General features: G+C 54.9%; 12 protein-coding genes and 3 tRNA genes. 1 reads left to right on the forward strand and 14 read right to left on the reverse strand.

Annotated elements, in window-relative coordinates; all coding sequences use genetic code 11:
* Positions 1 to 55 precede the first annotated feature (55 nt).
* The 9 genes from AB3N39_RS05845 to miaB all read right to left on the reverse strand — a co-directional run bounded on the left by AB3N39_RS05845 (position 56) and on the right by miaB (position 9,221).
* Positions 56 to 781, reverse strand: a complete 726-nt coding sequence (locus AB3N39_RS05845) for an amino acid ABC transporter ATP-binding protein (RefSeq protein ID WP_014883001.1) — start codon at positions 779 to 781, stop codon at positions 56 to 58.
* The gene (gene gltK / locus AB3N39_RS05850) at positions 781 to 1,455 is read right to left on the reverse strand and encodes a glutamate/aspartate ABC transporter permease GltK (RefSeq protein ID WP_111964391.1); all 675 of its coding nucleotides are present in this window, start codon (positions 1,453 to 1,455) and stop codon (positions 781 to 783) included. The genes AB3N39_RS05845 and gltK overlap by 1 nt, the downstream gene beginning before the upstream one ends.
* Complete coding sequence (gene gltJ / locus AB3N39_RS05855; protein WP_008501048.1) at positions 1,455 to 2,195, reverse strand: glutamate/aspartate ABC transporter permease GltJ; 741 nt, start codon at positions 2,193 to 2,195, stop codon at positions 1,455 to 1,457. Before gltJ ends, gltK begins: the two co-directional genes overlap by 1 nt.
* Before the next feature lie 155 nt (positions 2,196 to 2,350).
* On the reverse strand, positions 2,351 to 3,256 hold the full coding sequence (locus tag AB3N39_RS05860) for an amino acid ABC transporter substrate-binding protein (RefSeq protein WP_008501049.1): 906 nt from the start codon (positions 3,254 to 3,256) through the stop codon (positions 2,351 to 2,353).
* A 354-nt stretch (positions 3,257 to 3,610) separates the two neighbouring features.
* Positions 3,611 to 5,149, reverse strand: a complete 1,539-nt coding sequence (gene lnt / locus AB3N39_RS05865) for an apolipoprotein N-acyltransferase (RefSeq protein WP_133293992.1) — start codon at positions 5,147 to 5,149, stop codon at positions 3,611 to 3,613.
* Between the two features lie 5 nt (positions 5,150 to 5,154).
* The gene (corC, locus tag AB3N39_RS05870) at positions 5,155 to 6,033 is read right to left on the reverse strand and encodes a CNNM family magnesium/cobalt transport protein CorC (protein WP_021242574.1); all 879 of its coding nucleotides are present in this window, start codon (positions 6,031 to 6,033) and stop codon (positions 5,155 to 5,157) included.
* 89 nt (positions 6,034 to 6,122) lie between these two features.
* A complete protein-coding gene (gene ybeY, locus AB3N39_RS05875; protein ID WP_008501052.1) occupies positions 6,123 to 6,590 on the reverse strand; it encodes an rRNA maturation RNase YbeY in 468 nt (155 codons plus the stop codon).
* Positions 6,587 to 7,633 (reverse strand): PhoH family protein, encoded by a 1,047-nt coding sequence (locus tag AB3N39_RS05880; RefSeq protein WP_008501053.1) that lies wholly within the window; start codon positions 7,631 to 7,633, stop codon positions 6,587 to 6,589. Before AB3N39_RS05880 ends, ybeY begins: the two co-directional genes overlap by 4 nt.
* A gap of 163 nt (positions 7,634 to 7,796) precedes the next feature.
* Entirely contained in the window at positions 7,797 to 9,221 is a 1,425-nt protein-coding gene (gene miaB, locus AB3N39_RS05885) for a tRNA (N6-isopentenyl adenosine(37)-C2)-methylthiotransferase MiaB (RefSeq protein WP_111964387.1), read from the reverse strand.
* Positions 9,222 to 9,356: 135 nt separating this feature from the next.
* Between miaB and ubiF the strand changes: the two genes are divergently transcribed.
* Positions 9,357 to 10,532: a 3-demethoxyubiquinol 3-hydroxylase gene (gene ubiF, locus AB3N39_RS05890; RefSeq protein ID WP_252092648.1), complete on the forward strand. Its 1,176-nt coding sequence runs from the start codon at positions 9,357 to 9,359 to the stop codon at positions 10,530 to 10,532.
* A 97-nt stretch (positions 10,533 to 10,629) separates the two neighbouring features.
* Here ubiF and AB3N39_RS05895 read toward each other — a convergent pair.
* The 5 genes from AB3N39_RS05895 to nagD all read right to left on the reverse strand — a co-directional run bounded on the left by AB3N39_RS05895 (position 10,630) and on the right by nagD (position 13,825).
* Positions 10,630 to 10,704, reverse strand: a tRNA-Gln gene (locus AB3N39_RS05895).
* A gap of 36 nt (positions 10,705 to 10,740) precedes the next feature.
* A tRNA-Gln gene (locus tag AB3N39_RS05900) sits at positions 10,741 to 10,815 on the reverse strand.
* Between the two features lie 40 nt (positions 10,816 to 10,855).
* A tRNA-Met gene (locus AB3N39_RS05905) sits at positions 10,856 to 10,932 on the reverse strand.
* 226 nt (positions 10,933 to 11,158) lie between these two features.
* Complete coding sequence (gene asnB / locus AB3N39_RS05910) at positions 11,159 to 12,823, reverse strand: asparagine synthase B (protein ID WP_010428626.1); 1,665 nt, start codon at positions 12,821 to 12,823, stop codon at positions 11,159 to 11,161.
* A gap of 249 nt (positions 12,824 to 13,072) precedes the next feature.
* The gene (gene nagD / locus AB3N39_RS05915; RefSeq protein ID WP_023310763.1) at positions 13,073 to 13,825 is read right to left on the reverse strand and encodes a ribonucleotide monophosphatase NagD; all 753 of its coding nucleotides are present in this window, start codon (positions 13,823 to 13,825) and stop codon (positions 13,073 to 13,075) included.
* Positions 13,826 to 13,843: the final 18 nt, after the last annotated feature.

Here is a 13,843-nt window from a genome sequence, read left to right on the forward strand (position 1 = left end):
AAAGAGAGTTAAAGCGTGAAGCAGTGCGCAATCCGCAGATTGCGCACCGGGAAGATTAGTGCAGGATTTTGGCGAGGAAATCTTTCGCACGTTCAGATTTCGGGTTGGCGAAGAACTCCTCTTTCGGAGAATCTTCGACAATTTTCCCTTCGTCCATAAAGATCACGCGGTTGGCCACCTTACGTGCGAAGCCCATTTCGTGGGTCACAACCATCATGGTCATCCCTTCGTGCGCCAGCTCGACCATCACGTCCAGCACTTCGTTGATCATCTCTGGATCGAGCGCCGACGTTGGCTCATCAAACAGCATCGCCACCGGATCCATGCACAGCGCGCGGGCGATCGCCACACGCTGCTGCTGGCCGCCAGAAAGCTGCGCCGGGAACTTATCGGCATGCGCCGAGAGCCCAACGCGTTCCAGGAGCTTAAGGCCTTTCTCGCGCGACGCTTTTTTATCACGCTTAAGCACTTTTACCTGCGCCAGCGTCAGGTTCTCAATAATGGAGAGGTGTGGGAACAGCTCAAAATGCTGGAACACCATGCCAACGTGAGAGCGAAGCTGGGCGAGGTTGGTTTTCTTGTCGTTGACTTTGGTGCCGTTGACGACGATCTCACCCTGCTGGACCGGCTCCAGTCCGTTAACAGTTTTGATCAGCGTCGATTTACCGGAACCGGACGGCCCGCACACCACTACCACATCACCTTTTTTTACCTCGGTGGAGCAGTCGGTCAGCACCTGAAAGTGCCCATACCATTTAGAAACATTTTTCAGGGAAATCATTATACCGTCCTTTTCTTCAGCCAGCTGACCAACAGCGACGCGCTTAAACTAATCACAAAATAGACCGCACCCGCAAAGAGCACCATCTCAACCTGCGTACCATCACGTTCGCCGATGGTTGACGCGGTACGGAAAAAGTCTGCCAGACTCAGAACGTAGACCAGCGAGGTATCCTGGAACAACACGATACCCTGGGTAAGCAGGAGCGGAACCATGGCGCGAAACGCCTGCGGCAGAATAATGAGCTGCATGGACTGCCAGTGCGTCATCCCCAGGGCCAGCGCGGCGCTGGATTGCCCACGGGAGATACTCTGAATGCCCGCTCGGATAATCTCAGAGTAGTAAGCGGCCTCAAACATTGAGAACGCCACCATGGCGGAGATCAGACGGATATCGGTTTTCGGCGACAGCCCCAGCACGTTTTGCAGGAAGCCGGGCACAATCAGGTAAAACCACAACAGCACCATCACCAGCGGGATGGAACGGAACACGTTAACGTAGGCGGTTGCAAACCATGCGAGCGGCTTAAAGCTCGACAGGCGCATGACGGCCAGCAGGGTGCCCCAGACGATACCGACGATGATGGCAATGACGGTGATTTTTAAGGTAATCATCAGTCCATCAAGCAGGTAAGGCATGGATGGAACGACAGAACTCCAGTCAAATTCGTACATTATTTGCCCCCCATGTTGCCCGGCAGGCGAATTTTGCGTTCAACCAGGTTCATCACCAGCATGATGAAAGCGTTAATCAGAACATACGCGAGCGTGATCGCGGTGAAGGATTCCCACGCGTGAGCGGAGTAATCCAGCAGTTTGCCCGCCTGCGCGGCCATATCGACCAGGCCGATAGTCGAGGCGATGGCCGAGTTTTTCACCAGGTTCATCATCTCTGAGGTCATCGGTGGAACGATAACGCGGTAGGCGTTTGGCAGCAGCACGTAGCGGTAGGTTTGGGGCAGCGTCAGGCCCATCGCCAGGCCCGCATTTTTTTGTCCGCGCGGCAATGACTGAATGGCGGCACGCACCTGCTCGCAAACGCGCGCAGCGGTAAACAGCCCCAGACACATCATGGAGGAGACAAAAAACTGCACGTTCGGATCCAGTTCCGACTTGAACCACATGCCAATATTTTCCGGCAGCAGTTCCGGGATAACCAGATACCAGGTAAAGAATTGCACGATCAGCGGAACGTTACGGAACAGTTCCACATACAGGGTGCCAAGTGTTGAAAGAAAGCGGTTAGGGACGGTGCGCAGAATACCGAACAAAGAACCGACAAGAAACGCGATAATCCACGCCGTTATCGATAATGCCACGGTGACCTGAAAGCCGCTCCACAGCCAGCCAAGATAGGTGGTGTTGCCGAACGGGGCTTGTTGCAGGAATATGCCCCAGTTCCAGTCGATTGACATAATAAACTCCAGAAAAAAAAGGGTAGCAGCGCTACCCTCGAAGATTGGTGAGAAGCTCATTTTTCGCGCTGAGTGGGGAACGACCACTCAACGTATAGTCTGTCCATGCTTCCCGACAATCGAGAGGGCAGGAGATCCCGCCCCTGTTGTTCTAATTAGTTAAGAGCCTTGTCATTTGGAGATTTGAACAGCGCTTTCATGTCGTCAGACAGTTCAAAATTCATGTTCAGGTTTTTCGGTGGAATCGGGTTCTTGAACCATTTGTCGAACCATTTTTCCGCTTCGCCGGAGGTCTGCACCTGAGCGATGGTGTCATCGATCAGCTTTTTAAACTGCGGATCGTCTTTACGCAGCATACAGCCGTAGGCTTCTTTCGACTGCGCGGTACCGACGATATCCCAGTTGTCTGGTTTTTTCGCTTTCGCACGCTCGCCCGCCAGCAGGGCGTCATCCATCATAAATGCGACGGCACGACCGCTTTCCAGGGTACGGAAGGAGTCGCCATGGTCTTTCGCGCTGATGATGCGCATGTCCATTTTCTTCTCGTCGTTCAGTTTGTGGAGCAGCACTTCTGACGTGGTACCGGAGGTCACGACAACCGCTTTACCTTTCAGGTCAGCGAAGTCTTTGATCTCACCGCCTTTCTTCGTCAGCAGGCGGGTACCCACGACAAAGATGGTGTCAGAGAAAGCAGCCTGTTTCTGACGCTCCAGGTTGTTAGTGGTGGAGCCACACTCGAAGTCAAAGGTGCCGTTTTGCAGCAGTGGAATACGGTTCTGTGAAGTGATTGGGATCAGCTTCACCTGCAGGTCAGGTTTGTTCAGCTTTTTCTTCACGGCTTCAACGATGGCGTTGGAGTAATCCTGTGAATAGCCCACGACTTTTTGCGTGTTGTCGTAGTAAGAGAACGGGACAGAAGATTCACGGTGGCCGACCACGATAACGCCGTTTTTGGCAATCTTGTCGAGAGTACTGCCTGCTGCAGGCGCATCTTCAGCGTGAACCACGCCTGCAGACATTCCCATAACCAGCATTGCTGTGGCCAGTTTACGTAATTGCATACCCAACTCCTTTTTTATCAGCGCCAGCGACGCATTGATACCCATTGTGATGTTGTTATATCTCGCGCAATGCGAGTGCAGTGTTATGCAAGCTTGTTAACATTTAGTCTGGCTTAATGTAAAGATTTTGCTGCGTTATTGTTTATTTTTGCGAAGCGCGCCGCACCATTCAGAGGCAAATATCTCCCGTTGCACCGTTACGGTGCTGCCGGTGATCTACGCTGGTGCGACAAAGTTGCACGTTAAGCCAAACTGCGTTTACCTGAATAAACAAAGCAATAGGCGTGCCAGTTTTAAGATTTGGGAGGGATTGCCGGGTAAGGCGTAGCCGCCACCCGGCAACAGAAGGGAAGGTTATTTACGACGCTGGCGCAGGCTCATCAGCACCGCGCCAAAGCCGAATAGCGCGGTCAGGATCCACAGCGGCCAGTTGCCGGTGCGCGCATATGGAGTCAGGCCTGTGGTTGGCGTGACATTCGTGGTCAGCACTTCTCGGGTAAACTGCGGGATCATCGCCTGGATTTCACCCTGCGGACCAATCACGGCGGTGATGCCGTTGTTGGTGCTGCGCAGCAGCGGACGCGCCAGCTCCAGAGAGCGCATACGTGCCATCTGGAAGTGCTGCCACGGGCCGATAGACTTACCAAACCAGGCATCGTTGGAGATGGTCAGCAGATAGTCTGTATCAGGGCGGAAGTTATCACGCACCTGCTCGCCGAGGATGATTTCGTAGCAGATAGCCGCCGTCAGGGCTGCGCCGTGCGCGTGCAGCTGAGGCTGTACGTACGGGCCGCGGCTGAAGGAGGACATCGGCAGGTCGAAGAACGGGGCCAGCGGGCGCAGAATCGACTCCAGCGGGACAAATTCACCGAACGGCACCAGATGGTTCTTGTTGTACCGGTCAGTGGAGTGGTAGCTGTATTCGCTGTCTTTTCCGAGCGTAATGATGGTGTTGTAGGTGTCGTAGCGGTTCTGCTGATTCAGACGTGCATCGACAATCCCGGTGATTAGCGTGCTGCCACGCGAGAGCAGCAGGTCGTTCATCATGTTGAGGAACGGCTGCTGGTTGATCTCCAGATCGGGAATGGCAGACTCCGGCCAGATAATCAGCTGCGATTTGCCCATCACCTCTTCGGTGGCGTTGGCGTAGATCTTCAGCGTGTTCAGCAGCTCTTTCTCGTCCCACTTCATGGACTGCGGGATGTTCCCCTGAACCATGGAAACCTGCATGGCGCGCGCGGGCTCAGGCGTGAACCACTGGATATAGCGTAGCGGGAAGGGCAGGGCGAACAGCACCAGCGCCACAACCAGCGGCTTCCAGCCGCGCGTGACCAGCGCCAGGACCAGCAGGCCGCTGACCACCATCAGCAGGAAGTTAATGGCCTCAACGCCCATGACCGGCGCCAGGCCCTTGAGCGGGCCGTCAATCTGACTGTAGCCGAACTGCAGCCACGGGAAGCCGGTCAGCACCCAGCCGCGCAGGAACTCCGTGATTTGCCAGACCACCGGTGCGGCAATGGCGACGCGCAGCCAAGTGGTTTTGGGCCACAGGCGAGAAAGGATGCCGGCGAACAGGCCGGTATAAAGCGAGAGATACGCGGCGAGCAGTACCACCAGGAAGACGTTTACCGGGCCAGGCATACCGCCAAATTGGGCGATGCTGACGTAGACCCAGTTAATACCTGAGCCAAACAGCCCCAGTCCCCAGAAGTAGCCGATAGCGGCAGCCTGTACCGGACGACGGTTCAGGGTCAGACCCTGAAGCCCCATCAGGGAGAGTATGGCCGCGGGCCAGATATCGTAAGGAGAAAAAGCCAGCGTACCGCTGGCTCCGAGTAACAGCGCCAGCAGCAAACGGACGCGCTGGCGTTCAAGCAATGGGGCAAATGCCATTTACATTAATCTTCCAGTTTTGGCACCGGTGAGTCGTCCGGCGTTCTGACGTGAACCTGTATAATACGTCGGCTGTCGGCCATGGCTACTTTGAACTGGTAACCGTCGATGTCAACGGTCTCACCGCGCGCCGGGAGATGACCAAAGGCCTGCATCACCAGCCCGCCAATGGTATCGACCTCTTCATCGCTGAAGTGGGTCCCGAAGGCGTCGTTGAAGTCCTCAATGGAGGCCAGCGCGCGCACGGTCCAGGTGTGGCGGCTGAGCTGACGGAAGTCGATATCCTCTTCTTCGTCGTACTCGTCTTCGATTTCGCCCACGATCAGCTCAAGGATATCCTCGATCGTGACCAGACCGGAGACGCCACCAAATTCATCAATAACAATCGCCATGTGGTAACGCTGAGAGCGAAACTCTTTCAGCATCCGATCCACACGTTTACTTTCCGGCACAACCACGGCCTGGCGTAACACTTTTTCCATGCTGAAGGCTTCGGCATCGCTGCGCATAAACGGCAGCAGATCTTTCGCCATCAAAATCCCTTCGATGTGATCTTTGTCTTCGCTGATGACCGGGAAACGCGAGTGGGCGGATTCGATGATGACATCGAGGCACTCGTCCAGGGTCTGGTTACGTTTCAGGGTGATCATCTGCGAGCGGGGGATCATGATATCGCGAACGCGCTGGTCGGCGATGTCCATAACCCCTTCGAGCATTTCGCGCGTATCTTCGTCGATAAGGTCGTTCTGCCCGGAATCACGAATCAGCTCCAGCAGTTCATCACGGTTTTTGGGTTCGCCGTGGAAAAGCTGGTTCAGAATGAGGGAGAAAAATCCCTTTTTACTGGTTGTCGTGTCGCTACTGTGTGAATTGTCGTCGCTCATGGCGTTTGTTAAGGGTTCTCTTGTTAGTTCAACGTATACAGCCACGCGATATCCTTTCGTGGCGGCATGGGAGTCAGTCAGGTGACGGACTATTCTTTCTCGGCAATGTACGGATCCTCATAGCCCAGAGCAAGCATTATCTCTGTCTCGAGGGACTCCATCTCTTCCGCTTCGTCATCTTCAATGTGATCGTAGCCGAGCAGATGCAGACTGCCGTGTACCACCATATGCGCCCAGTGGGCCTCAAGCGGCTTTTGCTGCTCTTTGGCTTCCTGTTCAACCACCTGACGGCAGATGATCAGATCGCCCAGCAGCGGCATCTCAATGCCCGGAGGCGCTTCGAACGGGAAAGAGAGCACGTTGGTCGGCTTATCTTTCCCGCGATAGGTCAGGTTAAGCTCATGGCTTTCCGCTTCATCCACCAGGCGAATCGTAACTTCTGATTCTTCCTGAAACTGAGGAATAACGGCATCCAGCCATTTCTGAAACTGTGCCTCATCTGGCATGCCGGAATTGTCTTCACAGGCCAGCTGTAAATCGAGGATCACCTGACTCATTTCTGTTCTTGCTCCTGCGCTTCGCGCTTACGTTCTGCGGCCAGTTCGGCCTTACGCTTCTGATCCGCCTCTTCCCAGGCTTCATAGGCGTTAACGATACGCGCGACCACCGGGTGGCGTACCACGTCTTCACTATGGAAGAAGTTAAAGCTGATTTCGTCGACCTCGGCCAGCACTTCAATGGCGTGGCGCAGGCCTGATTTGGTGCTGCGCGGCAGGTCGATCTGGGTGACGTCACCGGTGATGACCGCTTTCGAGTTAAAGCCGATACGCGTCAGGAACATTTTCATCTGTTCGATGGTGGTGTTCTGGCTTTCATCAAGAATGATGAACGCATCGTTCAGCGTACGGCCGCGCATGTAGGCGAGCGGGGCAACTTCGATAACGTTACGCTCAATGAGCTTCTCGACCTTCTCAAAGCCCAGCATTTCGAACAGCGCATCGTATAAAGGACGCAGATACGGGTCGACCTTCTGGCTCAGATCGCCCGGCAGGAAGCCCAGCTTTTCGCCCGCTTCAACGGCCGGACGGGTCAGCAGAATTCGACGGATCTCCTGGCGTTCCAGCGCATCGACCGCCGCGGCAACGGCCAGATAGGTTTTACCCGTGCCCGCCGGCCCCACCCCGAAGGTGATGTCGTGGTCGAGGATATTGGCGATGTACTGTGCCTGGTTTGGCGTACGCGGCTTAATGACGCCACGTTTCGTCTTGATATTGATTGCCTTACCGTAGTCCGGAACGCTTTCCGCGCTTTGCTCAAGCACGCGCGCCTCTTTAATGGCGAGGTGAATTTGTTCCGGTTCGATATCCTGAATTTCGCCGCGCATGGGGGATGTATCCACATACAGGCTACGCAGAATGTCCGCAGCGGCGTTGACGCAGATAGGGCGCCCGGTAAGTTTGAAATGATTATCGCGACGATTGATTTCGATACCGAGACGTCGCTCCAGTTGTTTGATGTTGTCATCAAACGGCCCGCACAGGCTCAGCAGGCGAGCGTTGTCTGCTGGCTCAAGGCTAATTTCACGCGTATCTATGTTCAAACTGTTCCTCTTTAATTGGTTAACTGACCCGCTGCCACACGGCGTAATAAAACGGTCATTACCGAAATTATTCACGCCACAGAATAAAGGCGCAAGCGTTGTGGAAGATATTGGGGACGATGAGAGGAAATACAAGGCCTGCCGGAAGGGCAGGCCAGAAGGATTATGGCTGGTAAATCCCAACGCCAGAATCATTTTCTTTGCGAGTACGAGAGATGACGGATTCCGGTGACTCGGCAATACGCAGGCCCATTTCGTCCTCGGTGCGGACCACTTTCGCGCGCAGCGAGTTGGTCAGCACTTCGATAATCTCGACGTCCACAAACTTACCGATCATATCCGGGGTGCCTTCAAAGTTCACCACGCGATTATTTTCGGTACGACCAGAGAGTTCCATAATGCTCTTGCGGGAGGTGCCTTCCACCAGAATGCGCTGAACGGTGCCGAGCATGCGGCGGCTCCAGGCGTTGGCCTGCTGGTTAATACGCTCCTGCAGAATATACAGACGCTGCTTTTTCTCTTCTTCCGGCACATCGTCAACCATATCGGCCGCCGGTGTCCCTGGACGCGCAGAGAAGATGAAGCTGTAGCTGACGTCAAAATTCACTTCACCGATGAGCTTCATGGTGCGCTCGAAGTCATCAGCGGTTTCGCCAGGGAAGCCGACGATAAAGTCAGAGCTAATCTGGATATCCGGACGCGCTTCACGCAGCTTGCGAATGGTGGACTTATATTCCAGCACCGTATGCGGGCGGCCCATCAGGTTCAGCACGCGGTCAGAGCCGCACTGAATCGGCAGGTGCAGGAAGCTCACCAGTTCTGGCGTATCGCGATAGACGTCAATGATGTCGTCGGTAAACTCCATCGGATGGCTGGTGGTAAAGCGAATGCGGTCGATGCCGTCAATCGCGGCCACCAGGCGCAGCAGCTCGGCAAAGCTGCCGGTCGTGCCGTCGTAGTTCTCACCGCGCCAGGCGTTAACGTTCTGGCCCAGCAGGTTCACTTCGCGCACACCCTGCGCGGCAAGCTGTGCGATTTCAAACAGAATGTCATCTGCCGGGCGGCTGACCTCTTCACCACGGGTGTACGGCACCACGCAGTACGTGCAGTATTTGTTGCAGCCTTCCATGATGGAGACGAAGGCGGTCGGGCCATCGGCACGTGGCTCAGGCAGACGGTCAAATTTTTCGATTTCCGGGAAGCTGACGTCAACGACCGGGCTACGGTTACCGCGAACCTGATTGATCATCTCCGGCAGGCGGTGGAGGGTCTGAGGACCAAAGACAATATCCACATACGGGGCTCTCTGGCGGATCAGCTTGCCTTCCTGCGACGCGACGCAGCCGCCCACCCCAATGATCAGGTCCGGATTTTTTCGTTTGAGAAGTTTCCAGCGTCCTAATACGTGAAAGACTTTTTCCTGCGCTTTTTCACGAATCGAACAGGTGTTCAGCAGCAGCACGTCCGCTTCTTTCGCATTTTCAGTCAGCTGGTATCCGTGGGTGGTATCCAGCAGATCGGCCATCTTGGATGAATCGTATTCGTTCATCTGACAGCCCCAGGTTTTTATATGGAGTTTTTTAGTCATCGACTTGCTCAGCTCAGGATTGCAAGCCGCGTATTGTAATGCTTTGGTGGGGTTGTGACCAGTATGAAGGTTGTGTGTCTCAGGACCGCAAAAATCCGGTAAACTTAAGGGATTCTCCAATAAGGAAAATTGACCATGACACTCCTACACACCGAAGTTGCCGTTGTCGGCGGCGGTATGGTCGGCGGCGCGCTGGCGCTGGGGCTGGCGAAGCAGGGATTTGAGGTAACGATAATTGAACAGGCTGCTCCTCCGGCCTTCGATCCCGCCAGCAAACCGGATGTGCGCATATCTGCGATCAGCGCGGCGTCCGTCGATCTGCTGCGCGGGCTGGGCGTCTGGGAGGCGGTGCTGGAAATGCGCGCGCACCCCTATAGCCGTCTTGAAACCTGGGAGTGGGAAAATGCCCACGTCGCGTTTGATGCCGCTGAGCTGAAGCTGCCGCGACTGGGCTATATGGTGGAAAACAACGTGCTCCAGCGGGCGCTCTGGCAGTCGCTGGAGGCGCATCCGCAGGTGACGCTGCGCGTGCCTGCGTCGCTTAAGGCGCTGCATCCTCACGAGAGTGGCTATCTACTGACGCTCGATAGCGGCGATGAGCTGGCCGTGAAGCTGGTTATCGGGGCGGACGGCGCCAACTCGCAGGTCAGACAGATGGCGGGTATCGGGGTGCATGCCTGGCAGTACGAGCAGTCCTGCATGCTGATTACCGTCCAGTGCGAGAATGCGCCGGGCGAGAGTACCTGGCAGCACTTTACCCCGAACGGCCCGCACGCCTTTTTACCGCTGTTCGATAACTGGGCGTCGCTGGTGTGGTACGACAAACCGGCGCGCATTCGCCAGCTGCAGGGGCTTTCAATGGAACAATTGCAGCGGGAAATTCTGCTGCATTTCCCGAGCCGTCTGGGCAACGTCACGCCGGTCGCCGCAGGGGCATTCCCGCTCACGCGTCGTCATGCGTTGCAGTATGCCCGTGAAGGGCTGGCGCTGGTGGGCGATGCGGCACACACCATTCATCCGCTGGCCGGGCAGGGCGTGAACCTGGGATATCGTGACGTCGATGCGTTACTGGATGTGCTGGGCAGCGCCCGCGAACACGCGGAAAACTGGGCCAGCCATCAGGTCCTGAAGCGTTATCAGACGCGACGCATGGCGGATAACTTTATCATGCAGTCGGGAATGGATCTGTTCTATGCCGGGTTCAGCAATGATTTAGCCCCGGTGCGCATTCTGCGTAATATTGGATTGATGGCAGCGGAGCGTGCCGGTGGTCTGAAGCGTCAGGCGCTGAAATACGCCCTGGGACTTTAATATTTATGCCCTCTCCCCGTGGGAGAGGGCATCAGGCTACTCGATTCTGAACAACAAAAACAAAAAAGCCCGCAGAGCGGGCTTTTTTGTTACTAATTGGCTGGGGTGCAGGGATTCGAACCCCGGAATGCTGGTATCAGAAACCAGAGCCTTACCGCTTGGCGACACCCCAATTGCGTTAAACAAACTGCTTAACGACTTTTTAAATTGGCTGGGGTACGAGGATTCGAACCTCGGAATGCCGGAATCAGAATCCGGTGCCTTACCGCTTGGCGATACCCCAACAATTTGTCTTGATTACCGAAAAATCGACAATCTTAATTTGGTGGCTACGACGGGATTCGAACCTGTGACCCCATCATTATGAGTGATGTGCTCTAACCAACTGAGCTACGTAGCCATCTTTTTTCGCGTTACCTTATCGGCGTTGCGGGGCGCATTATGCGTATAGACCCTTGCAGCGTCAACACCTTTTTCAACGAAAATAGCCGGAATGTGACTGTTTGGTTAGGTTGCGAACAGCGTGACCGAATATTCGGCAATTATTGGTTATTAATCAGATTTAGGCGGTGAAATGTGAGGCAAAAAAAACAGGCCCCTGAGGGGCCTGATTGCGATCTAGGTGATTATTTGTAGGCTGACTGGTGAACGCCTACCGCGCGTCCTGATGGATCGTTCATGGATTTGAACGATTCATCCCATTCAATCGCTTTGGCAGAAGAGCAGGCGACGGAAGGGCCACCCGGTACGCACTCCGCAGCACTCGGCACCGGGAACAATTCTTCAAAAATTTCACGGTAGAGATACGCTTCTTTCGAGCCCGGCGTGTTGTACGGGAAGCGGAAGCTTGCGGTTTCCAGCTGTTGGTCAGAAACCTGTTTCGCAGCGACCTCTTTCAGGGTGTCGATCCAGCTATAACCTACACCATCGGAGAACTGCTCTTTCTGACGCCATGCCACGCTCGCCGGCAGGTAGGATTCAAAACATTCACGCAGGATATGTTTTTCCATTTTGCCGTTGCCACACATCTTGTCCTGCGGGTTGATGCGCATTGCCACGTCGAGGAATTTCTTATCCAGGAACGGCACGCGCGCTTCTACGCCCCAGGCAGACATTGCTTTGTTGGCACGCGCACAGTCGAACATGTGCAACGCCTGCAGCTTACGCACGGTCTCTTCATGCAGCTCTTTAGCGTTTGGCGCTTTGTGGAAGTACAGGTAGCCGCCAAACACTTCGTCAGAACCTTCACCGGAGAGCACCATCTTGATGCCCATCGCCTTGATCTTACGCGACATCAGGTACATCGGCGTTGAGGCGCGGATGGTGGTCACGTCATAGGTTTCAATGTGATAGATCACATCGCGGATCGCATCCAGACCTTCCTGCACGGTGAAATGAATTTCGTGGTGTACGGTGCCGAGGTGGTTTGCCACTTCCTGCGCGGCTTTTAGATCCGGTGCCCCTTCCAGACCCACGGCAAAAGAGTGCAGCTGTGGCCACCAGGCTTCTGAGCGCTCCTGATCCTCCACGCGACGAGCCGCAAATTTCTTGGTAATGGCCGAGATCACGGAGGAGTCCAGGCCGCCGGAGAGCAGCACGCCGTAAGGTACGTCTGACATCAGGTGGCTTTTCACGGAATCTTCCAGCGCCTGACGCAGCTCGGCTTTGTCCGTGACGTTGTCTTTTACCGCGTCGTAGTCGAACCAGTCACGCTGGTAATACTGACGGATCTCGCCGTCTTTGCTCCACAGATAGCTGCCTGCCGGGAACTCTTTAATGGTGCGGCAGACCGGCACCAGGGCTTTCATCTCAGAGGCCACGTAGAAGTTGCCGTGCTCATCGTGACCCATGTACAGCGGGATAATACCGATATGGTCACGGCCAATCAGATAAGCGTCTTTTTCGCTGTCGTACAGGGCAAAAGCAAACATACCCTGCAGGTCGTCCAGGAACTCGGGACCTTTCTCCTGATACAGCGCCAGGATCACTTCACAGTCAGAACCGGTCTGGAATGCGTAGCGGTCGCCGTATTCGGCGCGCAGCGCCTGGTGGTTGTAGATCTCACCGTTGACAGCCAGCGCGTGCGTTTTTTTCTCGTTATACAGCGGCTGTGCACCGGCATTGACGTCAACAATAGACAGACGTTCGTGAGCCAGAATTGCTTTGTCACTGGCGTAAACGCCTGACCAGTCCGGGCCGCGATGGCGCATCAGGCGGGACAGTTCGAGTGCCTTTTTACGCAGTTCGCCCGCGTCAGTTTTAATATCCAGTACGCCAAAAATTGAACACATAACCTTCTCCGTTAACCCTGTTGCTTTGTAATGTTGCTTGCTTATGAAAATGCCGCAAAGGGGCAGGGCGCGCAAGCGTTTTACGGGTGAAAACGGAAATAGTGCAATAGTGATTGCGGAATAGTGAAAAAAGAGTACGCCATGAGTTCTTTTATTGATGATTATGCAATGAAATGTGCTTTTTGTTAGATGGAGTTTTATTTGTGTAGGCCATAAATGAAAAACCACGCCCTGAGGCGTGGTTCGGTATCAGATGATGTCAATTTCATCGACGGAGGGGTAAATCCAGCTCGGCCGGAACGGCATCGAATCAATGTCATCAAGTTGAGAGACGCCGGACAGGACCAGAATCGTCTCCAGACCCGCCTGGAAACCGGCCAGAATATCGGTGCGCAGGTTGTCGCCGACAATAACGGTTTCTTCAGAGTGGGCCTGCATCTTGTTGAGCGCGGCACGAATGATCCACGGGCTCGGTTTACCGACCACGAACGGCTGACGCCCTGAGATTTTCTCGATACCGGCGCAGAGCGCGCCGCAGGCCGGATAAAAACCACGGCCATGCGTATCCGGGTTGGTGGCGATAAAGCGTGCACCGCTGGCGACAAAGTATGCTGCTTTATGCATCATCTCCCAGTTAAAGGAACGCGTCTCGCCGACAATCACAAAGTCCGGGTTCACGTCAGTGATGGTAAAGCCTGCTTTGTAGAGCTCGTGTATCAGCGCACCTTCACCCACCACGTAGGCTTTCTTTCCTTCCTGACGCTTCAGAAAATCCGCCGTGGCCATCGCCGAGGTATAAAACACGCTGTCCGGGACGTCGACGCCCGCCGTGGCAAAGCGGTTTGCCAGATCCTGACCGGTTTGAGAAGGGTAGTTCGTGAGCAGAACCAGTGGCATTCCTTTGTCGATGATACGGTGAAGAAACTCCGCAGCACCCGGCACGGCAACGTTGTCGTGCATCAGCACACCGTCGATATCACAAATTACGTTCTTAATGGTCATGGATATTCCGACATCAAA

This window comes from Enterobacter vonholyi, assembly GCF_040834095.1.
Lineage (GTDB): Bacteria > Pseudomonadota > Gammaproteobacteria > Enterobacterales > Enterobacteriaceae > Enterobacter > Enterobacter vonholyi.

What these genes read in the sequence shown, in the direction of transcription:
- gltK (WP_111964391.1), bottom strand. Translation starts at nt 1,455, where the DNA reads ATGTACGAATTTGACTGGAGTTCTGTCGTTCCATCCATGCCTTACCTG.
- gltJ (WP_008501048.1), bottom strand. Translation starts at nt 2,195, where the DNA reads ATGTCAATCGACTGGAACTGGGGCATATTCCTGCAACAAGCCCCGTTC.
- ubiF (WP_252092648.1), top strand. Translation starts at nt 9,357, where the DNA reads ATGACACTCCTACACACCGAAGTTGCCGTTGTCGGCGGCGGTATGGTC.
- AB3N39_RS05860 (WP_008501049.1), bottom strand. Translation starts at nt 3,256, where the DNA reads ATGCAATTACGTAAACTGGCCACAGCAATGCTGGTTATGGGAATGTCT.
- nagD (WP_023310763.1), bottom strand. Translation starts at nt 13,825, where the DNA reads ATGACCATTAAGAACGTAATTTGTGATATCGACGGTGTGCTGATGCAC.
- miaB (WP_111964387.1), bottom strand. Translation starts at nt 9,221, where the DNA reads ATGACTAAAAAACTCCATATAAAAACCTGGGGCTGTCAGATGAACGAA.
- AB3N39_RS05845 (WP_014883001.1), bottom strand. Translation starts at nt 781, where the DNA reads ATGATTTCCCTGAAAAATGTTTCTAAATGGTATGGGCACTTTCAGGTG.
- asnB (WP_010428626.1), bottom strand. Translation starts at nt 12,823, where the DNA reads ATGTGTTCAATTTTTGGCGTACTGGATATTAAAACTGACGCGGGCGAA.
- lnt (WP_133293992.1), bottom strand. Translation starts at nt 5,149, where the DNA reads ATGGCATTTGCCCCATTGCTTGAACGCCAGCGCGTCCGTTTGCTGCTG.
- corC (WP_021242574.1), bottom strand. Translation starts at nt 6,033, where the DNA reads ATGAGCGACGACAATTCACACAGTAGCGACACGACAACCAGTAAAAAG.
- ybeY (WP_008501052.1), bottom strand. Translation starts at nt 6,590, where the DNA reads ATGAGTCAGGTGATCCTCGATTTACAGCTGGCCTGTGAAGACAATTCC.